Origin of the sequence: uncultured Roseovarius sp., assembly GCF_947259555.1 — a bacterium.
Lineage (GTDB): Bacteria > Pseudomonadota > Alphaproteobacteria > Rhodobacterales > Rhodobacteraceae > Roseovarius.
In genome coordinates this window covers 1-23558 of sequence record NZ_CAMYMD010000072.1, presented here as the reverse complement: position 1 = coordinate 23558, position 23558 = coordinate 1, and the positions used below count along the sequence as shown (strand labels likewise).

The 23558-nt window shown below is 61.4% G+C and carries 26 protein-coding genes, 1 tRNA gene and 1 pseudogene; 7 read left to right on the top strand and 21 right to left on the bottom strand.

From position 1 onward, the window contains the following. The 9 genes and pseudogenes from Q0X85_RS12240 to dusB all read right to left on the bottom strand — a co-directional run. A pseudogene (locus tag Q0X85_RS12240) lies at window positions 1–226 on the bottom strand (IS110 family transposase); the annotation flags it as partial. Between the two features lie 120 nt (window positions 227–346). Next, on the bottom strand, window positions 347–523 hold the full coding sequence (locus tag Q0X85_RS12235) for a hypothetical protein (RefSeq protein ID WP_297772288.1): 177 nt from the start codon (window positions 521–523) through the stop codon (window positions 347–349). Continuing rightward, entirely contained in the window at window positions 520–1590 is a 1071-nt protein-coding gene (locus Q0X85_RS12230; RefSeq protein WP_297772292.1) for a YeeE/YedE family protein, read from the bottom strand. Before Q0X85_RS12230 ends, Q0X85_RS12235 begins: the two co-directional genes overlap by 4 nt. 80 nt (window positions 1591–1670) lie before the next feature. After that, on the bottom strand, window positions 1671–2615 hold the full coding sequence (locus tag Q0X85_RS12225) for a rhodanese-like domain-containing protein (protein WP_297772287.1): 945 nt from the start codon (window positions 2613–2615) through the stop codon (window positions 1671–1673). Between the two features lie 194 nt (window positions 2616–2809). Then, entirely contained in the window at window positions 2810–4222 is a 1413-nt protein-coding gene (locus Q0X85_RS12220) for a sigma-54 dependent transcriptional regulator (RefSeq protein ID WP_297772286.1), read from the bottom strand. Between the two features lie 7 nt (window positions 4223–4229). Next, the gene (locus Q0X85_RS12215; RefSeq protein ID WP_297772290.1) at window positions 4230–6482 is read right to left on the bottom strand and encodes a PAS domain-containing sensor histidine kinase; all 2253 of its coding nucleotides are present in this window, start codon (window positions 6480–6482) and stop codon (window positions 4230–4232) included. A gap of 119 nt (window positions 6483–6601) precedes the next feature. Beyond that, window positions 6602–7963, bottom strand: coding sequence for a response regulator (locus Q0X85_RS12210; RefSeq protein ID WP_297772285.1), 1362 nt, complete (start codon window positions 7961–7963; stop codon window positions 6602–6604). A 2-nt stretch (window positions 7964–7965) separates the two neighbouring features. Next, on the bottom strand, window positions 7966–9039 hold the full coding sequence (locus tag Q0X85_RS12205; RefSeq protein WP_297772284.1) for an ATP-binding protein: 1074 nt from the start codon (window positions 9037–9039) through the stop codon (window positions 7966–7968). Beyond that, entirely contained in the window at window positions 9036–10064 is a 1029-nt protein-coding gene (gene dusB / locus Q0X85_RS12200) for a tRNA dihydrouridine synthase DusB (RefSeq protein WP_297772283.1), read from the bottom strand. The genes Q0X85_RS12205 and dusB overlap by 4 nt, the downstream gene beginning before the upstream one ends. A gap of 161 nt (window positions 10065–10225) precedes the next feature. Between dusB and Q0X85_RS12195 the strand changes: the two genes are divergently transcribed. Genes Q0X85_RS12195 through Q0X85_RS12185 form a run of 3 tightly spaced genes read left to right on the top strand, consistent with a single transcriptional unit; the run spans window position 10226 to window position 12323 of the window. Next, entirely contained in the window at window positions 10226–11368 is a 1143-nt protein-coding gene (locus Q0X85_RS12195; protein WP_297772282.1) for a bifunctional 2-C-methyl-D-erythritol 4-phosphate cytidylyltransferase/2-C-methyl-D-erythritol 2,4-cyclodiphosphate synthase, read from the top strand. Continuing rightward, entirely contained in the window at window positions 11359–11856 is a 498-nt protein-coding gene (locus Q0X85_RS12190) for a phosphatidylglycerophosphatase A (protein WP_297772280.1), read from the top strand. The genes Q0X85_RS12195 and Q0X85_RS12190 overlap by 10 nt, the downstream gene beginning before the upstream one ends. Further along, the gene (locus Q0X85_RS12185) at window positions 11853–12323 is read left to right on the top strand and encodes a nicotinamide-nucleotide amidohydrolase family protein (RefSeq protein WP_297772279.1); all 471 of its coding nucleotides are present in this window, start codon (window positions 11853–11855) and stop codon (window positions 12321–12323) included. The genes Q0X85_RS12190 and Q0X85_RS12185 overlap by 4 nt, the downstream gene beginning before the upstream one ends. 14 nt (window positions 12324–12337) lie before the next feature. Here Q0X85_RS12185 and Q0X85_RS12180 read toward each other — a convergent pair whose 3' ends face one another. Continuing rightward, window positions 12338–12790 (bottom strand): type II toxin-antitoxin system RatA family toxin, encoded by a 453-nt coding sequence (locus Q0X85_RS12180; protein ID WP_297772277.1) that lies wholly within the window; start codon window positions 12788–12790, stop codon window positions 12338–12340. A 71-nt stretch (window positions 12791–12861) separates the two neighbouring features. Between Q0X85_RS12180 and hpt the strand changes: the two genes are divergently transcribed. Further along, window positions 12862–13404 (top strand): hypoxanthine phosphoribosyltransferase, encoded by a 543-nt coding sequence (gene hpt / locus Q0X85_RS12175; protein ID WP_297772275.1) that lies wholly within the window; start codon window positions 12862–12864, stop codon window positions 13402–13404. 20 nt (window positions 13405–13424) lie between these two features. Continuing rightward, window positions 13425–13580, top strand: coding sequence for a hypothetical protein (locus tag Q0X85_RS12170; protein WP_297772274.1), 156 nt, complete (start codon window positions 13425–13427; stop codon window positions 13578–13580). 20 nt (window positions 13581–13600) lie between these two features. Here the strand turns inward: Q0X85_RS12170 and Q0X85_RS12165 are convergent. The 11 genes from Q0X85_RS12165 to Q0X85_RS12115 all read right to left on the bottom strand — a co-directional run bounded on the left by Q0X85_RS12165 (window position 13601) and on the right by Q0X85_RS12115 (window position 22320). Continuing rightward, window positions 13601–13677 (bottom strand) — tRNA-Arg (locus Q0X85_RS12165). A 48-nt stretch (window positions 13678–13725) separates the two neighbouring features. Then, window positions 13726–14946: a cysteine desulfurase gene (locus tag Q0X85_RS12160; protein ID WP_297772273.1), complete on the bottom strand. Its 1221-nt coding sequence runs from the start codon at window positions 14944–14946 to the stop codon at window positions 13726–13728. A gap of 1 nt (window position 14947) precedes the next feature. Then, window positions 14948–15544, bottom strand: a complete 597-nt coding sequence (locus Q0X85_RS12155) for a Yip1 family protein (RefSeq protein WP_297772272.1) — start codon at window positions 15542–15544, stop codon at window positions 14948–14950. Further along, window positions 15541–16026: a YIP1 family protein gene (locus Q0X85_RS12150; RefSeq protein ID WP_297772271.1), complete on the bottom strand. Its 486-nt coding sequence runs from the start codon at window positions 16024–16026 to the stop codon at window positions 15541–15543. Before Q0X85_RS12150 ends, Q0X85_RS12155 begins: the two co-directional genes overlap by 4 nt. Continuing rightward, complete coding sequence (sufD, locus tag Q0X85_RS12145) at window positions 16026–17315, bottom strand: Fe-S cluster assembly protein SufD (protein WP_297772270.1); 1290 nt, start codon at window positions 17313–17315, stop codon at window positions 16026–16028. The genes Q0X85_RS12150 and sufD overlap by 1 nt, the downstream gene beginning before the upstream one ends. Then, a complete protein-coding gene (gene sufC / locus Q0X85_RS12140) occupies window positions 17315–18070 on the bottom strand; it encodes a Fe-S cluster assembly ATPase SufC (protein WP_297772269.1) in 756 nt (251 codons plus the stop codon). The genes sufD and sufC overlap by 1 nt, the downstream gene beginning before the upstream one ends. Before the next feature lie 29 nt (window positions 18071–18099). Next, window positions 18100–18687: a hypothetical protein gene (locus Q0X85_RS12135; protein WP_297772268.1), complete on the bottom strand. Its 588-nt coding sequence runs from the start codon at window positions 18685–18687 to the stop codon at window positions 18100–18102. Window positions 18688–18706: 19 nt separating this feature from the next. Next, the gene (locus tag Q0X85_RS12130; RefSeq protein ID WP_297772266.1) at window positions 18707–19021 is read right to left on the bottom strand and encodes a heavy metal-binding domain-containing protein; all 315 of its coding nucleotides are present in this window, start codon (window positions 19019–19021) and stop codon (window positions 18707–18709) included. Window positions 19022–19202: 181 nt separating this feature from the next. Next, entirely contained in the window at window positions 19203–20726 is a 1524-nt protein-coding gene (sufB, locus tag Q0X85_RS12125) for a Fe-S cluster assembly protein SufB (RefSeq protein ID WP_297772264.1), read from the bottom strand. Between the two features lie 18 nt (window positions 20727–20744). Continuing rightward, window positions 20745–21788: a cysteine desulfurase family protein gene (locus tag Q0X85_RS12120; RefSeq protein ID WP_297772262.1), complete on the bottom strand. Its 1044-nt coding sequence runs from the start codon at window positions 21786–21788 to the stop codon at window positions 20745–20747. A 70-nt stretch (window positions 21789–21858) separates the two neighbouring features. Continuing rightward, window positions 21859–22320, bottom strand: a complete 462-nt coding sequence (locus tag Q0X85_RS12115) for an Rrf2 family transcriptional regulator (RefSeq protein WP_297772260.1) — start codon at window positions 22318–22320, stop codon at window positions 21859–21861. Between the two features lie 160 nt (window positions 22321–22480). Between Q0X85_RS12115 and Q0X85_RS12110 the strand changes: the two genes are divergently transcribed. Together Q0X85_RS12110 and Q0X85_RS12105 are read left to right on the top strand one after the other, a co-directional pair. Further along, window positions 22481–23134 (top strand): alpha/beta hydrolase, encoded by a 654-nt coding sequence (locus Q0X85_RS12110; protein ID WP_297772258.1) that lies wholly within the window; start codon window positions 22481–22483, stop codon window positions 23132–23134. 11 nt (window positions 23135–23145) lie between these two features. Beyond that, window positions 23146–23391: a hypothetical protein gene (locus Q0X85_RS12105; RefSeq protein ID WP_297772256.1), complete on the top strand. Its 246-nt coding sequence runs from the start codon at window positions 23146–23148 to the stop codon at window positions 23389–23391. Window positions 23392–23558 lie beyond the last annotated feature (167 nt).

The window sequence follows — 23558 nt, the reverse complement described above, 5'->3', positions numbered from 1 at the left end:
GGAGGGATCAGCCGAACTTCATGGCCCAACCCCGTCAGTTCACGAGCCCAATGATGCGCGCTGCTACAGGCCTCCATGCCAATCAGACAGGGTTCAAGTTTGCACAAGAACGGCAACAACTGCGCCCATCTCAAAGATCGATTGAAGGCGACCTCGTCGTCTTGTGTAATGCCGTGAACCTGAAAACGTTCTTGGCCAGATCAAGGCCGATTGTGGTAACTTGCATTGGTTGGCTCCTCTCAAAAGCAGATATCGACACCTGCACTATGGCGCATTGCGACGCCGGGTGAAGCAGGAGCCATCCACCCCATCAGCTCTGACGATCCCCGCCACAAGCGCCTCACCGCTATTGCGCAGGCGGTGGCGGCGCCGCGCAATGCGCGCCCGTCGCCGCAAGCCCCGACCCGAGTGCAAAGAGCGGCGGCGCGGTATAGGGGTTGAGCGGGTCCGACGCCATCGCGTCAAAGGCCACAAAGAGCGCGGACATCACGGTCACGACAAGGGTCACGTGGACGCGTTTCATTTGCGGGCCTCCAGCCCCAGATGCGGGCGCAGTCGAATACCGACCCAAGACCCCGCAAAAGCCGCGATGAACCACACCCAACCATGCGCGGAGCCGGTGCCAATGCCGCTGAAAAACGCACCGATATTGCAACCAAAGGCCAGTCGTGAGCTATAGCCCAGCAAGAGCCCGGCAATGATCACCGCCCCCCATGCCCGCGCGGGCAAGAGCCCCACCGGAGAGGCCAGACCGGCGCGCCACCACGCGACAAGTGCTGCCCCGCCGATCAAGCCGAAATCGGTGAGCGATGTGATATCCGTCAGAACGCTCGCCGCAAGCTGCGCCTGATTGCCCGGTGCCGACCAGAACGCCGAGCCCGAAAGATCGCCCCCCGCGGCAACAACCGCCTTTGCAACCCAGAGCCCCAAGCCGTACACCACGCCCCAAGGTTGCCCTGCAATCATCAGGTGAAGGATTGCCAGCCCGGCAAGCGCGAGGATCGCGCCCCAATAGCGCGCCGGCAGCCGGTGCGAGCCACGCTTGCCGAGCACCAGCGCCAATGCGCCCACTGTGGTCAGGGCGACAAGAGTGATCGCCAGCCCCTGCCCTCCGTCCAGCGTCACCACCGGCAGGCTGCCCAGATTGGTCCACCACGTCAGGTGGTAGGCCCCGCCAAAGCTGCCGATGGCAAAGAAGGGCAGCGCCACAGCCCCCACGGCGTTGCCGCTGCCCGCATTGACCAGCGTACCAGAGCCACAGCCCAGCACGATCTGCATCGATGCCCCAAACACAAAGGCCCCGCCGATCATGGCCAGCCCAATGGGCGCATGCGCGCCTTTGAGTTCGGCCCCGTTGGACGCCAGAAGCGGGATGGCCACGCTCGCCACGATGGCGATACAGATGAGTTGCGCCAGGAGGCCCGACGCGTCCCGCTCAAGGATCATCCGGCGCCAAGGCCCGGTAAACCCAAATCGGAACCCCTCAAGCGCCAGACCAAAGCCCAGTCCGATCAACAGGATCATTCCGTAACGCGGCCCGGCCAACAGCGCGACAGCCAGCACCGCCGCCGCAACCCCTGTCAGCGCCAAGGCGCGCGATGTGGTTCCGGGTGCGGTGTCTACCCGGGCAGATGAGGCGGCGGCGGTCTGGCTCAAGATATGTGCTCCTGTCAGTATTTGCCGGTGATCTTGTTCAGAAGATTCTGGAAAAGACCCGGGACATTGGCCATTTCATAGCCCGAGTTCGACCAGCCGACCATCGATTCCGGGTAGAGGCGAACACCGTCGATCCCCGCCACCTCGCTCAGCGCGAACCAATTGGTCGCGGCCCAGTGCCCGGTATTGCAGAACGACACCAGCCGATCACCCGTCTCAAACCCGTTCCGGGATGCCAGATCACGGATCAGCTCGGGCTTGATGAGCGCGGGCTCGTCCTCACCAAACCAGCGGTCATGGGTGAAGTACCGCGATTGCGGCAGGGTGCCGGGCTTGGCCGCCGCACCGTGCTTGGTTTCGCCCTTCCAGAAGGCTTCGGGTCGCGCGTCGATCAGCTCGGCGCTGTCGCGCCCCTCGACGATGTCCTTGATGTCATCGCGCGTCGCGAGCCATTTGTCGGCAAAGCTCACTGTGATAGCGCTCGGTTCAACTGCTGGCGCGGCACCTTTCTCGACCGGCTTGCCCGCCTTTTCCCAGGCGTTCATGCCGCCATTGAGAATGGCCAAGTCGCTGACGCCGCTTGATTTCAACGTCCAGTAGACGCGTGCTGCGGCGCCAAAATCGGTCTGGTTGCTGCCCTGATGCACCACCACGACCGAGCTGTCGGTATCGACACCCAAGCCGCGCAACACCTCAGTGAGAGCGTCCTCGCTCACCAGCGCGCCGGGATTGTCGGCAGGCCCACGGAACAGCCCGTAAGGTGCCGGCAAGGCACCCGGAATATGGCCTGTCTCATAGGCGGCACCGGCCCGGATATCGAGCACCACAGGTGCCTGCGCCGCGATGGCCTGATCGAGCGTGTCCGCATCGGTCAGGGGGCCTAACCCTGCGGCACCCGCGGCGAATGGCGCTACCGCAACAGCGGCAGCCAGGTAAATTTTTCGAACCATGTCAAACATGAGGTATCCCCTTTTTGCTGCCGCAGAATCTAGGCTCGTGCCAGCCTAACAACAAGCTGCGCGACGCCGCTTCACTTTGTCTTGAGCAAAAAAGGATTGCCCCACCATGCGGACCCCCTGCAGCGGAACAAAAACCAGAATTTCACCGCAAGTGCAGAACACTCAACCAGCAACCTCGCTCTAAGCGGAAAATTTTACCCCGTTGCCTCAGAGGTCTCTGCTTCGCCCTCGTTCGATCCGCCGCTCTTGGCCCCGGTCACGATACCCAACGACTTGAGCTTTCGATGCAGCGCACTGCGTTCCATGCCAACAAATTCTGCTGTGCGGCTGATATTGCCGCCAAACCTGTTGATCTGCGTCAGCAGGTATTCACGCTCGAATGCCTCGCGCGCGTCGCGCAGGGGCATTGTCGCGATCGCGCCCGACAGGACGACCCGCCCATCTTCCACCGGTCCGCCGGACTCGCCCGGCAATTCTGCGACAGATATGGCCCCCGACCCCTCGCCCAGAATCAGCACGCGCTCGATGATGTTGCGCAGCTGACGCACGTTGCCCGGCCAACGCATCGTCTGCAAGAGCGCCGCAGCTTCCTCGCTCAATGCGCGCAACGCGAGCCCTTGGGTCTTGTTGAACATCACGATGAAATGCTCGGCCAACGCGGGGATATCCTCGCGACGGTCCTCTAGGCTGGGAACTGAGATCGGGACCACATTCAGACGATGATAGAGCTCACGCCGGAACCGGTCCGCGGCGATCTCGGCCTCCAGATCACGGCTTGTCGACGAGATCACCCGAAGATCGACCTGCACCTTGTCGCTGCCTCCGACCCGCAGAAAGGTTTGATCCACCAGGACGCGCAGGATCTTGGATTGGGTGCCGGGTGGCATGTCCGCCACCTCGTCAAAGTAGATCACGCCACCGCTGGCCTCTTCCAGAAGGCCGGGCACGATAGCCCCCTCTTCGTTTTCGCGGCCAAACAGCACCTCCTCCATGCGCTCAGGCGCAATCGACGCGCAGCCGACCGTGACAAACGGCCCCGAGGCGCGCGCCGAGTTGGCGTGCACATAGCGTGCCGCGAGTTCCTTTCCCGAGCCCGCCGGGCCGGACAGCATCACGCGCCCATTGGACTTGGTTACCTTGTCCAACTGGCTCATCAGATTGCGAAAGGCGGGCGACTCACCCAGCATTTCCGAGGGCGCAATCTCGCGTCGCCGCAGCGCCTGGTTTTCCCGGCGCAGGCGGCTGGTCTCCATGCCGCGCCGGATCACCACCATCAGCTGGTCAATATTGAACGGCTTTTCGATGAAATCATAGGCGCCCTGCTTGATCGCCGCGACCGCGATCTCGATATTGCCATGGCCCGAGATAATCACGACCGGCACATCGGGATAGTCGCGCTTGACGGTTTTGAGAATATCAATCCCGTCCATATTGCTGTCCTTGAGCCAGATATCGAGGATCAGCAGCCCCGGCTGTTCCGCCGTTATAGCCGCCATCGCCTCATCGGAATTCGCGGCGAGACGGGTGCCATAGCCCTCATCCTCCAGAATATCCGAGATCAGCTCACGAATATCGCGCTCGTCATCGACAATCAGAATATCACTCATCAGTCCCTCATACGGCCAGATCGGCCTCCACACTTTTTTCGACCGTCTCTGACAGGGGCAAGCGGACCACAGCCATGGCCCCGACATGCGCACCCTCTGCGAACGGTTCGGCGTCTTCGAGCACAAGCGTTCCACCGTGCTCCTCGATGATCTTCTTAACGATGGGCAAGCCCAGCCCGGTGCCCTTTTCCCGCGTTGTCACATACGGCTCGAAGAGCCGCGCACGGTCCTGCGGCAAACCAATTCCGTTGTCGGAAATACGGATCACCGCCTTGTTGCCCTCCGCGCCGCTCTGGATGCGGATCATCGGTTGATGACCATCGGGGGCTCCCTTTTCCTGAAGGCTCTCGATCGCTTCTCCCGCATTTTTGACCAGATTCGTCAACGCCTGACCGATCATCGCGGCATCCATGTCCGACCAGAGCGACGCCTCGTCGAGCGCCAGATCGAACTGGACGTCGGGCTGTCCGCTCTCTTGCAACAGCACCACCTCGCGCAAAAGCGCACTCAGGCTTTCTTGACGCGTTTGCGGCTCCGGCATGCGCGCGAACTTGGAAAACTCATCCACGATGCGGCGCAGATCACCCGTCTGACGGACCACAACATCGGTCAACTCTTCCAGTTTCTCGGCATCCTCGGCCTCCAGAAGCCTGGAAAACTTGCGCTTGATGCGCTCGGCGCTCAATTGAATCGGGGTAAGCGGGTTCTTGATCTCGTGCGCGATGCGGCGCGCCACGTCGCCCCATGCGGCCATTCTCTGGGCGCTGACCAGATCGGTCACATCGTCGAACGCCACAACATAGCCCTCGCGTCGGCCCTCTTCGCTGATCCGTGTGGACATGCGGACCAGCAAATTCTCTTGGCGCGCGCCCCGCGTGACCTTGATTTCTTCCTGAACAAACCCGCCCGGCACCGTGCGCAGGCGTTCAAACAGCGCACCGAATTCGGGCACTGCGGCACTCAGCGCGAGGGATTGCTGATCTTCTTGCCAATCCAAGAGTCTCTCTGCCGCGCGATTGACGAAGGTCACGCGCCCCTTGGCATCTAATCCCACCACGCCCGACGACACCGACCCTAGCACCGAGTCGAACAGCCGGCGGCGGCGCTCGATCTGCTGGGTGTTGGCAAGCAGCGCCTCACGCTGCCCCTTGAGCTGGCGGGTCATCTGGTTGAAATAGGTGCTCAACTGCGCGATTTCGTCATCGCCCTCCTCCTCGCGCACCTGCGTGTCGAGATCACCGTCGCCCACGCGTTGCGCGGCGGATGTCAGCCGCCCGACCGGGCGCGACAATCGCTCGGCAAACCACATACCCAGCCAGATCGCCGCAAGAATCAGGATCACCGCGAAACCGAGGTAAAGAAGGCCGAACTCGAACAGGACCCGGCCCCGCTCGGTTTCGCGCTGCTTGTAGAAGTTGGCCGTTTCCTGCGTTTCATCAAGCAGGTTGAGAATCGCGCCATCGACGGCGCGGCTGACGTAAAGCAATCGGTCAGGCAAGTCATCGAGCGGCATCAGTGCGCGAAACTCGTCATTGGCCCAGTCTCGGATCACGACAACCCCGTCCTCATAGGCCTCTTCAATCTGTGCGGGCGTGGGTTTTTCATAATCAAAGAGATAAGACCGCTCGCCGCGTGCGCGGATTTCGCCCGATCCGTCGATCACAAATGCCTCGCGCAGCCCACGTTGGATCTCGCGCTGTCCCGACGACAGCACCTGACGAATATCGCCATCGGACATGAAAACCGCCGCCCTCTTGGTGGCGTTGATCACTCGCGCCAGCACCCGTGTATCGGTAACCAGATCGCGCCGGTGCTCCTCTTCATAGGCTTGCGCCGCGGCAACCGAGCTGTCGACAACGCGGCCCACCCTGTCAGAAAACCAAGCCTCCAGCCCCATGTTGACGGACAAGGTCGCAAACACCGCCACCGTGATCGTGGGCAAGAGCGCCATCAGCGCGAAAACACCGGTCAGGCGCAGGTGCAGGCGCGACCCCGCCGACCGGCTGCGCCGCGCCGCCACCATCCGTGCCACCCGCTGCATGACCAGACCGGCGACCATCAGCACATAGACCATGTCGCACAGCAACACGAGCCGCAGCCCGTTCGAGGACGCCCCCCGGTCCAGCGGCCCCATCATCAGATAGGTCATGAGCGCAAGAACAGGCCCCAGCAGGACCAGCCCGAGTGTCGCGCCGTTCTGTAGACGCTGCAAACGCCGCAGGCGGGTGATTCCCTCCCAGGACAACCGCCTGCCTCGCATATTGCGTGTCTGTGTTGCCACGCACGCCCCCCATTCGCTCGTGGGGCAGCCCTCTCGCCCCGCAACATGTTGGCCTTTCAGGTGCGCAGACACACCCCGGCAACAGGTCTGTTGCAGTTTTACATCAACTTACGGCGGCGTGTCACGTTAATATCCAGATCTGTGATCTTCTTGCGCAATGTATTGCGGTTTATTCCCAGAAGATCGGCACATTTCGCCTGATTTCCGCCTGTCGCATCCAAAGCGATCTCGATCAGAGGCAGTTCCACTTCGCGCAGGATTCGGGCATAGAGCCCCGGCGGCGGCAGCGCATCCCCGTGCAGATCGAAGTACCGCCGCAGATGCCCGGCCACCGAGGCAGTCAGGCTCTCGCCGCGCCCCTCGCGCATGACCGGCTCTGCACGCGGCTGATTGCCAAGAACCCCCTCGACCTCCGCCCGGCTGATCTCTTCGGCCATAGCAGTGAGGCCAATCCGGCGCACCGCGTTTTCGAGCTGCCGCACATTGCCCGGCCAGCTATAGGCGCGCATCAGTTCCGCCGCCTCCTCGGAGAGGTGGCGCGGCGGTTGCCCCTCGCGTTCGTCCCGCGCGAGGAAATGCTCTGCCAGAAGCGGGATATCCTCGACCCGCGCGCGCAAGGCCGGCACGTCGATCACCGCCCCGCTGAGCCTGTAGTAGAGGTCTTCGCGCAGGCTTCCGTCTTCCAGCGCCTGCCCCGGCGGGACCCGGCTCGTGGCCATGAAACGTGGCACATGATCGCCGGGCGCGTCCATCATCCGCACCACGCGGCCCTGCGCTTCGGTCGGCAGATCGGTCACCTCGTCCAGAACGACGGTGCCCCCCTTGACCCGTGCCATCACCCGCGAGGGGCCATCCAGCTCTCTCAAGTCGCCGGGCGTGACTGTTACAAACGGCAACGTGCGGCGATCAGAGAAGTCATGGATCGCCTTGGCGATCAATGATTTTCCCGTGCCCGATTCACCGCAGATCATCACCGGCAGATCGGTATTCATGATCCGGGCCACGACCCGATAGAGCGCCTGCATCGCAGGCGTCCGCCCGATCAGCGGCAATTCCTCGGGGCGCTCTTGTTCGGCGTCCCGGATCGGGCGGCGCGTGCGCGCCTCAAGCGCGCGTGCAGTGCGTTTCATCAAATCGGGCAAATCAAAGGGCTTGGGCAGATAGTCATAGGCCTCGGCTTCGGCGGCCTTGATCGCGGTCATGATCGTGTTTTGCGCGGATATCACAATCACCGGCAGCCCGGGCCGGTCCTGCGCGATCTTGGGCAGCATCTCCAGCCCGTTCCCGTCGGGCATCACAACATCCGAGATGACGACATCGCCCTTGCCCTCCCCGACCCACCGCATCAGCGTCGTAAGGCTGGACGTTGCATGCACCCGGCACCCCGCCCGCGTCAGCGCCTGCGTCAAAACCGTGCGGATCGTGCGGTCGTCATCGGCGACCAGTACCGTGCCATCCATGCTCAAGCCTCCATTGTGTCGTCTGCCGCGCGTTGCAGCGAGATACGAAATACCGTTCGTCCGGGGACCGAGCTGACCGAGATCCAGCCGTCGTGGTCCGAGATGATCTTGGCCGCGAGCGCCAGCCCCAGACCGGTGCCGTTTTCACGCCCGGACACGAATGGGTCGAACACCTGATCGGATATTTCCGGCGGCAAGCCGGGGCCGTCGTCGATAATCTCGATCTGGAGCGGCAGCGCCTTGCCCTTGCCTTCGCCGCGGCGCACACGCAGCGACTGCTCGTAATAGGTATGCAGCCGGATGGTGCCCGGCGTGCCCTGCGACGCCTCGGCGGCATTCTTCAGGAGGTTGAGCACGACCTGCAAAAGCTGGTCCGCATCGCCGAGCGCGAGCGGCAGGGACGGATCATAATCCTCGACCAGCGCCATATGCGCGGCAAACCCGAGCATCGCCGAGCGGCGGGCCCGATCCAGCACATCGTGCACGTTGACGGGACGCATGTCCGGTGCGCTGATATTGCCAAACTGCTCCACTCTCTCGAGCAGACCCACGATGCGACGGCTCTCGCTGACGATGAGATCGGTCAACTCAAGATCATCCGGCCCCAGCGTCATCGACAAGAGTTGCGCCGCACCAGTGATGCCCGCCAGCGGATTCTTGATCTCGTGCGCCAGCATCTCCGCCATGCCGATGGCGGATTTGGCGGCGGCCTTGACGCTGCTGTTCTGCACCATTCGCCCGGCCAGCTCGCGCGGGCTGATGAGCATGATCATATGACCAGGGCCAACGCCGATCGGCGCAATTTGCAGGTTGCACTGCATTGGCGTGCGTTCACCGGTGCCAACATCCACATCGTTGACAAAGAGCGGCGCATTGTTGCTGCGGGCCCGCTCGAACGCCTCTTCAAGCGGGGCATTGACCGCCAACCTGTCCCAGACCGGCTGCCCCACTAGGGCCCGCGCCGATGACATGAGAAAGCCTTCGGCAGCGGGGTTTATACGGGTTATCCGATCCTCGGCGTCAAGCAACAACGCAGGCACCGGGAGCGAGGTCCAGACAGCCTCTTCTGCGCTCATGCCGCTGCCCTCTTGTCGCCGATATCGTGCACCGCGCCTTGTGGCGCCGTGGCACTCTCCATCGCATCGGGCAACAACGCGAGCAGCGTCCGCGGACATTCTGCCGTCAGCACCTCGCGCCGCAGCGCAGCCGCGGTTCGGGCGTGATCCATGTACCACCCGAGATGCTTGCGCGCGATCCGGCCGCCAAGGTCGGGGCCGTAAAAGTCGAGTATCGCCTCGTAATGACCCGCCACGAGATCAGCAAGCGCGCGGCCCTCCGGGATGACCGGGCCATCGGTTCCGGCAAACGCCGCCGCAACCTCTGCCAGCAGCCATGGACGGCCGCGCGCACCTCGGCCGATCATCACCCCCGCGGCCCCGGACATAGCGCGCGCCTCGCGGGCCGTCGCGCCGTCAATGATGTCACCATTGGCGATGACCGGCAGGCTCACGGAATCGACGATCCCCCGAATGGCCCCCCAATCGGCGGCGCCACGGTAGAACTGACAGCGCGTGCGGCCATGAATGGTGACCATGCGCACACCTGCTCTCTCGGCACGCAGGGACAGATCGGCGGCGTTGAGACGCGCGTCGTCCCAGCCCAGCCGTGTCTTGAGGGTCACCGGCACATCAACCGCATGCACCACAGCCTCGATTAAACGCAGAGCATGATCCAAATCGCGCATCAGCGCCGAACCCGAGGCGCCGGCCCCCTTCCCGCTCACCACTTTCTTGGCGGGACATCCCATATTGATGTCGATGATCCGCGCGCCCCGATCTGCGACCATGCGCGCCGCCTCGGCCATCCAATGAGCGTCACATCCGGCAAGTTGCACCGCCGTATCCTCGACATCGAGCCCAAGCTCTGCCTTGCCGCGCGCCGACGGCTTGGCCTGCACCATCTCCTGGCTGGCCACCATCTCGCTGACGACGAGACCGGCCCCGAACGACGCCACAACCTTGCGAAACGGCAGGTCCGTTATTCCGGCCATCGGGGCCAGAAGCACCGGTATCGAAATCAGTTTGTTGCCGATCGTGAGCATTTAGATGCCTAATCCTTGTGCGATACCGATGTTCTAGCCATGAACTCCGTGCCGAACAATGCTCAAGGGCCTAAATAACAGCCGCAACACTGTGTGGCGCCTAAAAATTAGGCGCCTGCTCAGCCATTGCGCTTCGCCAAAACGCGGCTTAATCAAAGGGCATGACAACTGCTGCCCTCATTGTGGCCGCTGGCAGGGGGACACGCGCCGGAGGGCCAGTCCCCAAACAGTGGCAGCCTCTCGCGGGCCGTCGGGTGATCGACTGGACACTCGACGCCTTTCTTGCGGCGCCCGGGATCGACCGTATCGTGGTGGTCTTGCATGCCGACGATCTCATGCAGCTTGTGCCACATGCAAAGGTCGAGGTCACGACCGGCGGATCGACCCGCGCCGCGTCGGTCCGCAACGGATTGGAGTTTCTGGCCGCGTCGCCGCCGGCCTGTGTGCTCATCCACGACGTGGCGCGCTGTTGTGCTCGACCTGAATTCATCAGTACGATTGTTCAGCATGTGCGAGACGGCAAAACCCCCGGTCTCGCCCCCGCCCTGCCGGTGACAGACGCGCTCTGGACCGGCGAGAATGACCGTGTCACCGGCATGCGCGACCGTGTCGGCCTCTACCGGGCCCAAACGCCTCAGGCCTTTCACTTCGACAGCATTCTCACGGCGCACCGCGCCCATCAAGGCGATGCGCCGGATGATGTGGCCATCGCGCGCGCCGCGGGCCTCGACGTGTCGATCATCGACGGTGACGAGGACAATCTCAAGATCACCCACCCGTCCGACTTTGCGCGGGCCGAAAGAATAATTGGAGATCGCATGGATATACGTGTCGGTTCCGGGTTTGATGTCCATCGCTTCGGCCCCGGAGATCATTGCATGCTATGTGGCGTCGCCGTCCCGCATGATCGGGGCCTTGCCGGTCATTCCGACGCGGATGTCGGGATGCACGCGCTCACGGACGCCATATACGGCGCCCTGGCCCAAGGCGATATCGGGCGTCATTTCCCGCCCTCCGACCCGCAATGGAAAGGCGCACAGAGCCACATCTTCTTGCGGCACGCTGTTGGTCTTGCCAGGGAGCAAGGATTTAAAATCAATAACCTGGACATCACTCTTGTATGTGAGCAGCCCAAGATCACACCCCACGCGACCGCCATGCAATCCGCGCTCGCCGCAATAACGGGCGTCGCGTCGGACCGCATATCGGTCAAGGCAACGACATCCGAGCGTCTCGGTTTCACCGGTCGCCAAGAAGGCATCGCCGCCCAAGCCACCGTCACATTGGTAAAGACATGCGCGTAACACATTTGATTTCCACGTTTTTCTACATCGGACATCTGCGCCCGGCCCCTGGCACATGGGGCTCGCTCGCGGCCTTGCCTGTCGCATGGGGTATTCACCTAATTGGCGGGCCTTTGGCCTTGGGTGTGGCTATTATCGTTGTCTTCACATTAGGATGGTGGGCGACAGAGCTGGAAACAAAAGAAAATTCAGACAAGGACCCGTCCGAGATCGTGATTGACGAGGTGGCGGGCCAATGGCTCGCCTTCCTTCCCGTGTCCATCGGCGCGAGCCATGCCGGGGCGGATATCTCAAGCCTCTGGCCGGGCTTTGTTTTTGCATTTCTGGCCTTTCGGCTCTTTGACATCTGGAAGCCCGGCCCGATCGGTTGGGCCGACCGTCGCGGCGACGCGTTGGGCGTCATGCTGGATGACATGCTGGCCGGCCTTTTGGCCGCTGCATGCGTCATGCTCGCGGCCGGGTTCTATCACGGGGTGCTCGGGCTATGATCGCAAACCACGTCCTGGATCTGGCGCGCGCGCGTGGCGTTATGATTGCCGCGGCCGAGAGTTGTACAGGCGGTTTGGTGGCGGCCGCTCTGACAGACGTTCCCGGCTCGTCCGACGTGGTTGAACGTGGCTTTGTAACCTACTCAAACCAATCGAAAATCGAGATGCTAGGCGTATCTGCCAGCACCCTCACGGACCATGGCGCCGTGTCGGAGGAGGTCGCGCGCGAAATGGCCGACGGAGCCCTCACCCATAGCCACGCGCACCTTGCCGTATCCATCACCGGTATTGCCGGTCCCGGCGGCTCAGAGCACAAGCCCGAGGGGCGCGTCTGCTTCGGTCTTGCAATGAACGGGCGTGACACCCTGACAGAGACACGCGATTACGGTGCGTTGGGCCGCGCCAAAGTGCGCGAGCGTTCAAGAGATCATGCGATCAGTTTACTAAGACGCGCGCTCGAAGAATAGAGTCGACCGGCGCATCACACCGTGCCGTAAAGAGCATCGGCCCGCTCTTCGAAGGCGCGCACTATGCGCTTCATCGCGTCAAAGAAGAACAGATCAGCAGCGGATTGCAACAGTCTGTTCTTGAATTGAAAATCCACATCGAAATGCACTTCGCAACCGGTCTCGACGTCGCGAAACGTCCAATTGGACCGCATATGTTTGAACGGCCCGTCGAGATATTCGGTCTCGATCCGCCTGGTCTCTGGCCAGAGCACGACGCGGCTGCCAAAACGCTCACGGAAGACCTTGAAACTGATGACCAAATCAGCTTGCATGACTTCAGAGCCATCGCTCTGCTCCGTCCGGCTGCGGACACGCGCCGCTGCGGTCCAGGGCAAGAACTCTGGGTAACTGGCCACATCGGCAACCAGCCCATACATCTGATCCGCCGTATAACGAAGGACGCGTGTTTCTGAATGTGACGGCATCCTGGCCTCTGATTACGCGTGACAGTGGCGCACTTTTTCCTAGACTGCACCCAAAGTTTCAAGGGGGTGACATGCCGCAGCAGAAATATGTTATCGACAAACTCATCTCGGCCAAGAGCATCGCGGCCAGGATAGAGGAGCTTTCGCATGAAATCGAAAGAGAATATGCTGGCACACAGAAACTCGTGGTGGTCGGGCTCCTACGGGGCTCATTCATCTTTATTGCCGATCTCGTTCGAGAGTTGGATCTGCCGGTAGAAGTCGACTTCGTCGAGACCTCCTCTTATGGAAACTCCATGGAAAGCAGTAGGGAAGTCAGAATTCTCAAAGACTTACGTGGCGACATTGAGCGGCGTGACGTGTTGGTTGTAGAGGATATCGTCGACACGGGCCATACACTCAGCCATGTGTTGCATCTGCTGGGCAGCAGACGCCCGCACAACCTTCGGACGATCGCGCTGTTGGACAAGCCCTCACGCCGGGAAGCTGACATTCGTGCCGACTGGATCGGCTTCGAAATCCCCGACGCGTTCGTCGTCGGCTACGGTATCGACTATGCGCAACGCGACCGCAACCTGCCCTATATCGGCAAGGTGCGGTTTACGGACGATTGAATATTTACTGGCTTCTTCGCATGGCAAGGTGGGCACGTCATCCACCCAGCCCTGCGCGGGTGCGGCTTGTTCTGATCGTGATTGCCATCACCGCGATCATTGCCGGTGTCGAGTATTTCTTCGGTTGGCCCGAGAGCTTGTCCCTCGAACCGCAAAAACGTTTCATGCGGCCATAAGGTGCTGAATTCACGAGAATTGGCGGACCCAGTAGGATTCGAACCTACGGCCTCTGCCTTCGGAGGGCAGCGCTCTATCCAGCTGAGCTATGGGTCCACTTTGGCCGACGTATAGCGGGGCGCGCCTAACGCCGCAATCGTAAAATCAGCCAAACAGCTCATGGGCGAGCTCCAACGCGTCGATCAGAGAATCGACCTCGGCGCGGGTGTTGTACATCGCAAACGAGGCGCGACAGGTGGCCGTAACGCCCAGATGATCCATCAACGGTCCGGCGCAGTGATGCCCGGCCCGCACAGCAACGCCCTTTTTGTCGAGGATGGTCGAGATGTCATGCGCATGCGCCGCGCCTTCCATCGTAAAGGAGAAGATCGCCGCCTTGTCTGGTGTCGTACCCTGCACGCTCAGCCAGTTAAGCCCGGACAAGCGTGTCTGCGCATAGCGGCTCAGATCGTCCTCATACTGCGCGATCGTGGTCATGCCCACGCCCATCATGTAATCGAGGGCCACACCGAGGCCGATTGTCTGGACAATGCCGGGCGTCCCCGCCTCGAACTTCATCGGCGGGTCATTATATGTGACCTCATCCTTGCTTACGTCTCGGATCATGTCACCGCCCCCCATGAAGGGGCGCATTTCCGCCAGCCTCTCCTTCTTGACGAAAATCGCGCCAGAGCCGGACGGACCGTAGAGCTTGTGCCCCGTAATCGCATAGAAATCACAGCCGATATCGTCTAGATCCACCGGCATGTGCACCGCGGCCTGAGAGCCGTCAATCAAGACTGGCACGCCTTTCTCGCGTGCGGCATCGCAAATCGCCTTTACGTCAACTTTGGTGCCCAAAACATTGGAAAGATGGGTGATTGCGATCAGCTTGGTTTTCGGCGTGATCGCGTCGATGATCTTTTGCGGATCGAGGTGACCGCGCGAATCCACATCCACCCATTTCAAGGCCACGCCCTGCCGTTCGCGCAGGAAATGCCAGGGCACGATATTGGCGTGATGCTCCATCACCGAGAGCAGGATCTCATCACCCGCTTCCATTCGCGGCATGGCCCAGCCATAGGCGACCATGTTGATCCCTTCGGTGGTTCCGGAATTGAGCACAATCTGCGTCTCATCCGCGACCCCCAGAAAACGCGCGATGGTACCGCGCACTGACTCGTATTTCTCGGTCGCAAGGTTGCTCAGATAATGCAGGCCCCGATGCACGTTGGCATATTCATGTGAATAGGCGGTCGTTATCGCGTCGATCACCACCTGAGGTTTTTGTGCAGACGCACCATTATCCAGGTAAACCAACGGCTTGCCGTTCACTTCTCTTGCAAGAATTGGAAAGTCGGCACGTATTTTCTCTATGTCGAGCATCTCATGCCCCTCCCATCGCAGCTACTCCGATCATGCTCAGCAGGACACTTAGCCCGACAGCCATGGCGACAAGGGACAACAGGATCACGCCGGCGGATTTGAGCATGTTTTCAAACCTGTGCGCTGAATCGACAAAACCGATCAGAATGTAAATCCCCCAGAGCGACGCCACAAAGATCAACAAGGCCGCCAGCGTTGGCAGCACCACAACCAGAAACGCAACCGCAGCCTGCAAGATCAAGCGGAGCACTTGCAGCCAGCATACGAGAACGAGGACATCGCTCAACCCTGCCTGCCCGCCCAGCATCCGCCCCACCCAGTAGAGCGCCAGCACCGTGATGGCCAAGGCTCCGAACAGGAACAGTGTAAAGAGCAACGGCGAGTGGAACGCCGGGGGCATCATGGCCATCGACATCGGATCGCTCGGCGGTGACATCTGGAGCGTCACCGAATAGACAATGGAATTAAGCACAGCCATGAGCGCCAGTGCCATCCAGAGCCATTGCTTGGGCAAGCCAAGCCCGATCAAGACCCGCGCCGCCTCGCGCGGGGCAAACAAGGTCTGGGTCAAGAGCGCCTTGAATTGCGCTTGTGTCATCTGCCGCTCCATTCCGCCTCGATTAACCCGGCCAGCCAGAACCATCCGAACGCCGCGAACCACACAAAGCCCACGAGCTGCAAACCTGCACCCGGACCGATAAACCCGGCAACAAGCCCGTGCAACAAAATGAGCGGGCTCGCGGCAAGAAAGGCCCAGAACAGCGCCAGTCGGGCACCGTAGGCCGTGCCCGCCCCTTTGAACACCTTTGCTATCGCGTGGCTCAGGAGGGCAAGCGCATAGAGCAACAGGGGCGCGATAAAGACCCATGCCAACAGCGCGCCCCCCAATAGCGGGTTGAGCGCCTCGCCGGTCAAATGAGCTTCACGGGCGAGGCGAGGCCATTGCGCGACAAATACAACGACACAGGCGGCAATCAGCATAACCAAAGCACGATCCTCGCGCTGCCCCATGTCCAGCAGGCGCCGCATCACTCGCCGCGGCCCACGATAGGTGGCGACGATGTCGCGTGTGACCGGCATCAGCCGCGCCTGCGCCCCAGCCACGCCTCGAGACGCGTCGTGATTTCGTCGCGCAGGCTCTCGTCTTCGATCTCTTCGACAGCCTCTGCGAGAAACGACAGGGTCAAGAGGTCAGTGGCAATCGGCTTGGGGATACCGCGCGCGCGAAGATAATAGAGCGCATCTTCATCAATGGCCCCAGAGGTCGACCCGTGGGAGCAGGCAACGTCATCGGCGTAGATCTCAAGCTCGGGTTTGGCGAGGAACTCGCTGTCATCGTCCAAAAGCAGGGATTGGCTGATCTGATAGCCGTCGGTCTTCTGCGCGCCGGGCTTGACGAGGATCTTGCCCTGAAACACCCCGGTCGCGCCATTTCGCAGAACTTTCTTAAAGACCTGACGGCTCTCGCAGCGTTCAGCATCATGGGTGATGAAAACGGTGTCGTCCTGATGAAAGTCGCCATCGCCCATGGCCGCACCCGCAACATGCGCGGTCGCGTCGTCCCCGGTCAGCTCGATCACGCATTCGTTGCGTGTCATCACACCATTGGCCGTCATGGTAAAGGACTTGAACACGCTCTCCGAGGCAAGGCGCGCAAAGACATGCGTCGCGGCGCGCCGCTCGTGGTCACGGCCCTGCGTGCGCACATGGTGGAAGGTCGCGCGATCGCCCACGTCCACCTCCATGACCTTGTTGAATCGCGCCGCCGCGGGGCCGTTTTCGAGAACGGTCAGTTCCGCGCCTGCATCCAGCTTCACAACATGATGCAAGAGTGCATCAGACGTCTCTGATTTATGGATATAAATCAAGTTTACCGGTTTGGAGGCCCGACCCGTCACATGAATCAGAAGGCCATCGGTCGCAAGCGCGGTGTTGAGCGATGCGAGCGGACGCGGCACCGGAGTCTGTCCCCGCTCCTCAAGTGAGCCATAGAGGTCCTTTGCCCAATGGATATCGCGTTGCGCAGCGTCGTTCAGACGTTCGACATTGATGCCTTCCAGCGCCAGATCGTCGCTCGCCTCCGGATCGAACACACCATCCACGAAAACGATCTTCAAGCGATCCAGATTGCCGAACATCTCAGGTTCGTCCGAGCCGTCGTAAACCGCGGCCTGCGGGGCCTCCGGTGTAGTCAGGCTGTCGGGACGAGTGAATTTCCAGTACTCGTCGCGCCGCTCCGGAAGGCCCATCGCACGCACACGCGTGAGCGCCGTCTCACGCGCCGACGTGATCCACCCAGCCCCCACCGGTACGGCCGCGCCCGCAAGGCGCGCCTCGGTTGTGGTCTGTTTTGTCTGCGGGACCGCCATTACGCCACCTCCGACTTGAGATCCGCGTAGCCGCTCTGTTCGACTTCAAGGGCCAGCTCCGGGCCACCGGTCTTGATGATGCGGCCATTGGACATGATGTGCACCACGTCCGGTTTGATGTGATCCAGCAGCCGTTGGTAATGCGTGATCACGAGAAAGCCGCGCCCTTCGTCGCGCAGCGCGTTCACGCCATCCGCCACGAGCTTCATCGCATCCACGTCCAGGCCCGAGTCGGTCTCGTCCAGAATGCACATCTTGGGGGCAAGCATCGCCATTTGCAGGATTTCGTTGCGCTTTTTCTCACCGCCAGAAAAGCCCACATTGACCGGACGCTTGAGCATGTCCGCGTCGATCTGGAGTGTTTTCGCTTTCTCCCGGACGGCCTTGAGAAAATCAGCCGCACTCATTTCCTCTTCGCCACGCGCCTTGCGTTGGGCATTCACGGCGGTGCGCATGAACGTCATGTTGCCCACGCCGGGGATCTCGACCGGATATTGGAACGCCAGAAAGAGACCGGCTGCCGCGCGCTCCTCAGGTTCGAGATCCAGAAGGTTTACACCGTCGAGCGTGGCCGAGCCTTCGGTCACCTCATAGCCGTCACGCCCCGAGAGAACATAGCTCAGAGTTGATTTGCCAGAGCCGTTCGGGCCCATGATGGCATGCACGCGACCGGCCTCAACCGTGAGGTCCACGCCCTTCAGGATGGTCTTGCCCTCTTCTTCAAGATCAACGTGCAGGTTTTTGATTTCCAACATTTTTCCGTCCTTTTCATGTCGTGGCGGCGTCAGGGCCGCGTCATCATCTCTATGATCTTCACCAGATCGTCGGGGTTCAGTGTCATCGGGGCCACGTCAAACTCCGCCATGCGTCCGACTATCGCCTTCGGTGGTCCGAAAAAGCGCTCGACCTTATGATACTGCCGCCGCGGCACGTAATCGTCGAAAAGCAGCGTGACAGGCCGCGACGACCGCAATGCCGTTGCCATCGCGCAGCCCGTGCGAAACCTGCCATCGACCAGCACCACGTCCGGCTGCACGAAATCCGACCGGCTCCAGACATCGAGCGGATAGCGGGCATAACGCTGCCAACCGCTCGTGTCCTTGGGATACCCCCAGGCCTTGGTCGGCCCGATGTCAGACCAGATCACTTCTATTTCGCTGCCCGTCGCGGGTGGGGATTGCTCGAACCAGTCGCGCATCATCCGCGCCCATTTCTTGTCGCTCTCGACCGAAAAGAGGCGCTTGCCCGGCATGTCCGCAGCCATGACGGTCGACCCGCCAGAGCCGTATTCGAGGATCACCTCGGCACGTTCATAGGCTTGGCGCAGATGTGCGGCCTCGTCCTCGGGCAGGGTCAGCTCAGGCCTCTGCATGGTCAATTCTTCACTCATATCAGTCCAACACCACCGCTGTACCGCTGACAGAAACCATCAGCATCGAATCCCCTACAACCTCGTAATCGAGATCAACGCCCACAACGGCATTGGCCCCAAGCACCACCGCCCGCTCCTCAAGCTCGCGCATGGCCGTTTCGCGGGCATCTTGCAATTTGCTCTCATAAGCCCCCGACCGCCCGCCGACCACGTCGGTGATCTGCGCGAAGAAATCCCGAAACACATTTGCCCCCATGATCGCCTCACCCACGACGATGCCGCGATAATCGGTGATCCTGTGACCCTCGACAGTGCTGGTGGTGGTGATGATCATCGACATTTCCTCAAACCCGGTCACTCTTCAACTAGACTTTCCCGTCTCTTCATCTCTGCGATCTTTCGCTGCACGTCTGCCTCGCGTGCCTGTCGCGCCGCGCGCGCCCAACATGCGCGCGGCGATGCACACTGGCCCGGGGCCGATCGCCCATCGGCATGGGAAACGGGTCTTGCATCGGTTACCCCACCGACCCCTCAAGCGAGATCGCAACCAGCTGTTGCGCCTCCATGGCGAACTCCATCGGCAGCGCCTGCAACACATCCTTGCAGAAGCCGTTGACCACGAGGGCCACCGCCTCTTCCTCGTCCATCCCGCGCGAGCGGCAATAGAACATCTGGTCGTCATCGACCTTCGAGGTGGTCGCCTCATGCTCCACGCGGGAGGAGTTGTTCTTGACCTCGATGTAAGGCACCGTATGCGCCCCGCATTTGTCACCGATCAACAGGCTGTCGCATTGCGTGTAGTTGCGGCTGTTCTTGGCCTTGGGGTGCATCGACACCAGCCCGCGATAGGTGTTCTGCGCCACCCCGGCGCTGATCCCCTTCGAGACGATGCGCGAGCGGGTGTTCTTGCCCAGATGGATCATCTTGGTGCCGGTATCGGCCTGCTGGTGGTTGTTGGCGATGGCGATGGAATAGAACTCACCCTGGCTCTCGTCGCCGCGCAGGATGCAGGACGGATACTTCCACGTCACGGCAGAGCCGGTCTCGACCTGCGTCCACATGCACTTCGCCCGGTCGCCCCGGCAATCGGCGCGCTTGGTGACGAAGTTGTAGATCCCGCCCTTGCCGTTCTCGTCGCCCGGATACCAGTTCTGCACCGTGGAATATTTCACCTCGGCATCTTCCTCGATGATGATCTCGACCACGGCGGCATGCAGCTGGCTCTCGTCGCGCTGCGGCGCGGTGCAGCCTTCGAGGTAGCTCACATACGACCCCTTGTCGGCGATGATCAGCGTGCGCTCGAACTGGCCGGTATTTTCGGCATTGATCCGGAAATAGGTGCTCAGCTCCATCGGGCAGCGGACGCCCGGCGGCACATAGACGAACGAGCCGTCGGAAAAGACCGCCGAATTCAGCGTGGCATAGAAATTGTCACTGACCGGCACCACTGAGCCGAGATATTTCTTCACCAGTTCCGGGTGCTCCTTGATCGCCTCGGAGATCGAGCAAAAGATCACGCCCGCCTTGCGCAACTCGGCCTGAAAGGTGGTGCCGACAGAAACCGAATCGAACACCGCATCGACCGCCACCTTGCGGCCCTCGGCGGGCGCCTCCTCGGCCCCCTCGACCCCGGCAAGGATCATCTGCTCCTTCAGCGGAATGCCCAGCTTGGCATAGGTGTCCAGCAGCTTGGGATCGACATCGTCGAGCGATTTGGGCTTTTCGGCCATGCTCTTGGGGCGCGCATAGTAATACTGCGCCTGAAAGTCGATCTTGGGGTAATCGACCATCGCCCAGTTGGGCTCGGTCTTTTCCAGCCAGCGCCGGTAGGCCGCCAGCCGCCACTCGGTCATCCATTCGGGCTCTTCGTTCTTGGACGAGATCAGCCGCACGATGTCCTCGTTCAGGCCGAGGGGTGCATAATCCATCTCGATATCGGTGTTCCAGCCGTGCTTGTAGGCGCCGCCCACCTGCCGCACCGCGTCGACCGTCCCCTGATCAACGCCTTCCTTGACCTCTGTGTCGTCCAAAGCAGCCATCGGCTCTCTCCCTTCGTCTCAGACCATCCGGGCCTGATGTTTTTGCCACCGCTTCAACCATGTTTCGGCAAAGCGCATGATCTCGTCTTCCGTCACCTGCGGTCCCAGCGATACGCGTATCGCACAGCCGGCGCGGTCCTCGTCAATTCCCATGGCGGCCAGCACACGGCTCGCCTTGACCTTGCCGCTCGAACAGGCGCTGCCCGCAGATATGGCAAACCCCGCCAGATCCATGGCCATCACCTGAGTCTCGCCTTTCCATCCCGGAGCGATGAAGCAACTGGTGTTCGGCATCCGTCGCGCGGCTTTCCCGACAAAAATAGTCTCATTCGCAAAGTCTGCAACGGTATTTTCTAGAATGTTTCTAAGTTTTTCGACAGAGGACCAGATTCCAGAGCTCAAATCGCGCGATGCGGCTTCTGCGGCGGCCCCGAATCCTGCGATGCCGATCACGTTCTCAGTGCCGGCACGACGGCCCATTTCCTGCCCGCCGCCTTTTATCTGTGCGGCCAGGTCGGTGCCGCGCCGAATAACCAGGGCGCCCACGCCCTTGGGGCCGCCCAGTTTATGCGCCGACAAAAGCGCCATCTGTGCACCAGACCAATTGAATGCAAAAGGAAGCCTGCCAAACGCCTGCGTCATATCGCTGACGGCGAGTCCCTCGGGCAGGTCCTGAATCACGCCCGTCTCGGAATTGGCCATTTGCAGCACCGCGCGCGCGGGGTCGGAGACGTGCACATGTCCCTGTGCGTCGACGGGCAGATCATCACTGACCCATGCCCCAATCGCATCATGCTCGATTGCGGCTCCATGCAATCCACGACCGGCACAGGCAAGGGCCGCGCTCTCGGTCGCGCCGGAGGTGAAAATGACATCCGCCCCCTCCGCACCAAAGGCCGCAGCAACTTGTCCGCGCGCCCGCTCGATCAATCCCTTGGCGCTGCGCCCCTCGGCGTGCACGCTCGACGGATTGCCAAGGACATCCATCGCGTTGATCATCGCCGCCCGCGCCTCGGGGCGCAGCGGCGCCGTTGCGTTGTAATCGAGATAGACCCTGTTCATACCTGCCGTTTCTTCTGGCTAAAAATATCCCGGGGGTGTTGGGGGCTGGCCCCCACCTGCCCCACGGGCCTCAGTCCTCGTCAACCACCGAGAAGAGATGCGGCACCGCCGGGCACGGGGCCAGCGAATTGCCCGCAACATCGCTCAGCCGTGTCTGATGCAGAAACACATAGACCTGCGCGCTCAACCCTTCCCACAGCCGGTTCGCCATGGATTGTGCCCGCGAGCCGCTGGCCCCTCCTGACGCGCCAGCCCCCTTGTGCAAGGCATCTATGGTCTCGTCGACCGCCGCAAGAATATCCGCCACGCGAATTTCAGACGCCGGTCGCGTCAGGCGATAGCCCCCCCCCGGCCCCCGGACCGACGCCACGAGATCAGCGCGCCTCAGCTTGACAAAGAGCTGTTCGAGGTAAGGCAGGGAAATATCCTGACGCCGTGACACGTCGCCAAGCGTGATCACCGTGCCCTGCGGTTGCAGCGCGATGTCGACCAGAGCCACCATCGCATATCGGCCTTTGGTACTAAGTTTCATTGACCCCTCCCTTCGCGAACAGATTGACCTTGCGATGCGCAAGGCTTATCTCGCTCTGAGCCATTCCGGCGCTGACCACAATTTAGAAATGTTCTAAGGTGCTTGAGCGAAGTCGTCAAGATTGATGCCCGCGCGCCTCGACAAGGACAAAAGGGAACCCATGCCCGAGGTAATCTTTCCCGGCCCCGAAGGCCGTCTCGAAGGCCGCTATCATCCGCAAAAGGAAAAGGACGCCCCGATCGCTATCGTCCTGCACCCGCATCCGCAGTTCGGCGGCACGATGAACAACAAGGTTGTCTACAACCTGCATTACGCGTTCTACAACATGGGATTCACCGTCCTGCGGTTCAATTTCCGCGGAGTCGGGCGCAGCCAGGGCGAATATGATCAGGGCGTTGGTGAGTTGAGTGATGCCGCCTCGGCGCTCGATTACCTGCAATCCATGAACAACAATTCCAAACATTGCTGGGTCGCAGGCTTTTCCTTTGGGGCGTGGATCGGCATGCAGCTCCTGATGCGCCGCCCCGAGATCACCGGTTTCATCTCGGTCTCGCCGCCGGCCAACATGTATGATTTCAGCTTTCTCGCCCCCTGCCCCGCGTCTGGTCTGATCATCAATGGCAGCCATGACCGTGTCGCTCCGCCCTCTGACACGTCCGCGCTGGTGAGCAAGTTGCACGAACAGCAGGGAATCACGATCACGCATGAAGAAGTCGAAGGCGCCGATCACTTCTTCAAGGAGCCGCATATGGATGATCTGATGGGTTCTGTCACCACCTATGTCAAACGCCGCCTCACCGAGAGCACGCGGTAAGGAGCGGGCCAATGGGTGTTACCGAGGATCTTGCAGACGAGTTGGCCCGCGACGTCATCAAGGCGATCGAGGCCACCGGCAACGAGGATCTGGTCACCGACCTTCAAAAAGTGCTCGGGGCGACCTCGCAGACCGCCGAAGAGGCGTTTCTCACCGCCGTCCGCGTGCGCCGCGCCAATATCAAGGCGCGGGCGTTGCTGATGGACAAGCTCAAGAAATTCAAGGCTGAGAAAGAGGCAGGCAAAGGCGACGGCTGAACGGTCGGGGGGCGCGATTTTTGGCCTGGAGCCGCCGTTCAAGTGCAGCACCAATGCGCGGAATCAAGGTGCCGCAGGCACCGCCGCGCAGCGCCCGACCGCCCCCTCGGGCGGGCGCTTTTGCAACGTTTCAAGCCATTGAAAACGCGGGAGTGTTTGGCTGGCAT

What these genes read in the sequence shown, in the direction of transcription:
- Q0X85_RS12135 (WP_297772268.1), bottom strand. Translation starts at nt 18,687, where the DNA reads ATGCAGAGGCCTGAGCTGACCCTGCCCGAGGACGAGGCCGCACATCTG.
- Q0X85_RS12220 (WP_297772286.1), bottom strand. Translation starts at nt 4,222, where the DNA reads ATGAGTGATATTCTGATTGTCGATGACGAGCGCGATATTCGTGAGCTG.
- Q0X85_RS12155 (WP_297772272.1), bottom strand. Translation starts at nt 15,544, where the DNA reads ATGACACAAGCGCAATTCAAGGCGCTCTTGACCCAGACCTTGTTTGCC.
- Q0X85_RS12130 (WP_297772266.1), bottom strand. Translation starts at nt 19,021, where the DNA reads ATGATCATCACCACCACCAGCACTGTCGAGGGTCACAGGATCACCGAT.
- Q0X85_RS12150 (WP_297772271.1), bottom strand. Translation starts at nt 16,026, where the DNA reads ATGCCGGTCACACGCGACATCGTCGCCACCTATCGTGGGCCGCGGCGA.
- Q0X85_RS12215 (WP_297772290.1), bottom strand. Translation starts at nt 6,482, where the DNA reads ATGCGAGGCAGGCGGTTGTCCTGGGAGGGAATCACCCGCCTGCGGCGT.
- Q0X85_RS12225 (WP_297772287.1), bottom strand. Translation starts at nt 2,615, where the DNA reads ATGTTTGACATGGTTCGAAAAATTTACCTGGCTGCCGCTGTTGCGGTA.
- Q0X85_RS12105 (WP_297772256.1), top strand. Translation starts at nt 23,146, where the DNA reads ATGGGTGTTACCGAGGATCTTGCAGACGAGTTGGCCCGCGACGTCATC.
- Q0X85_RS12180 (WP_297772277.1), bottom strand. Translation starts at nt 12,790, where the DNA reads ATGCCGTCACATTCAGAAACACGCGTCCTTCGTTATACGGCGGATCAG.
- Q0X85_RS12185 (WP_297772279.1), top strand. Translation starts at nt 11,853, where the DNA reads ATGATCGCAAACCACGTCCTGGATCTGGCGCGCGCGCGTGGCGTTATG.
- dusB (WP_297772283.1), bottom strand. Translation starts at nt 10,064, where the DNA reads ATGCTCACGATCGGCAACAAACTGATTTCGATACCGGTGCTTCTGGCC.
- Q0X85_RS12205 (WP_297772284.1), bottom strand. Translation starts at nt 9,039, where the DNA reads ATGAGCGCAGAAGAGGCTGTCTGGACCTCGCTCCCGGTGCCTGCGTTG.
- sufD (WP_297772270.1), bottom strand. Translation starts at nt 17,315, where the DNA reads ATGGCGGTCCCGCAGACAAAACAGACCACAACCGAGGCGCGCCTTGCG.
- Q0X85_RS12160 (WP_297772273.1), bottom strand. Translation starts at nt 14,946, where the DNA reads ATGCTCGACATAGAGAAAATACGTGCCGACTTTCCAATTCTTGCAAGA.
- sufC (WP_297772269.1), bottom strand. Translation starts at nt 18,070, where the DNA reads ATGTTGGAAATCAAAAACCTGCACGTTGATCTTGAAGAAGAGGGCAAG.
- Q0X85_RS12190 (WP_297772280.1), top strand. Translation starts at nt 11,359, where the DNA reads ATGCGCGTAACACATTTGATTTCCACGTTTTTCTACATCGGACATCTG.
- Q0X85_RS12235 (WP_297772288.1), bottom strand. Translation starts at nt 523, where the DNA reads ATGAAACGCGTCCACGTGACCCTTGTCGTGACCGTGATGTCCGCGCTC.
- Q0X85_RS12115 (WP_297772260.1), bottom strand. Translation starts at nt 22,320, where the DNA reads ATGAAACTTAGTACCAAAGGCCGATATGCGATGGTGGCTCTGGTCGAC.
- hpt (WP_297772275.1), top strand. Translation starts at nt 12,862, where the DNA reads ATGCCGCAGCAGAAATATGTTATCGACAAACTCATCTCGGCCAAGAGC.
- Q0X85_RS12210 (WP_297772285.1), bottom strand. Translation starts at nt 7,963, where the DNA reads ATGGATGGCACGGTACTGGTCGCCGATGACGACCGCACGATCCGCACG.
- Q0X85_RS12195 (WP_297772282.1), top strand. Translation starts at nt 10,226, where the DNA reads ATGACAACTGCTGCCCTCATTGTGGCCGCTGGCAGGGGGACACGCGCC.
- Q0X85_RS12120 (WP_297772262.1), bottom strand. Translation starts at nt 21,788, where the DNA reads ATGAACAGGGTCTATCTCGATTACAACGCAACGGCGCCGCTGCGCCCC.
- sufB (WP_297772264.1), bottom strand. Translation starts at nt 20,726, where the DNA reads ATGGCTGCTTTGGACGACACAGAGGTCAAGGAAGGCGTTGATCAGGGG.
- Q0X85_RS12110 (WP_297772258.1), top strand. Translation starts at nt 22,481, where the DNA reads ATGCCCGAGGTAATCTTTCCCGGCCCCGAAGGCCGTCTCGAAGGCCGC.
- Q0X85_RS12170 (WP_297772274.1), top strand. Translation starts at nt 13,425, where the DNA reads ATGGCAAGGTGGGCACGTCATCCACCCAGCCCTGCGCGGGTGCGGCTT.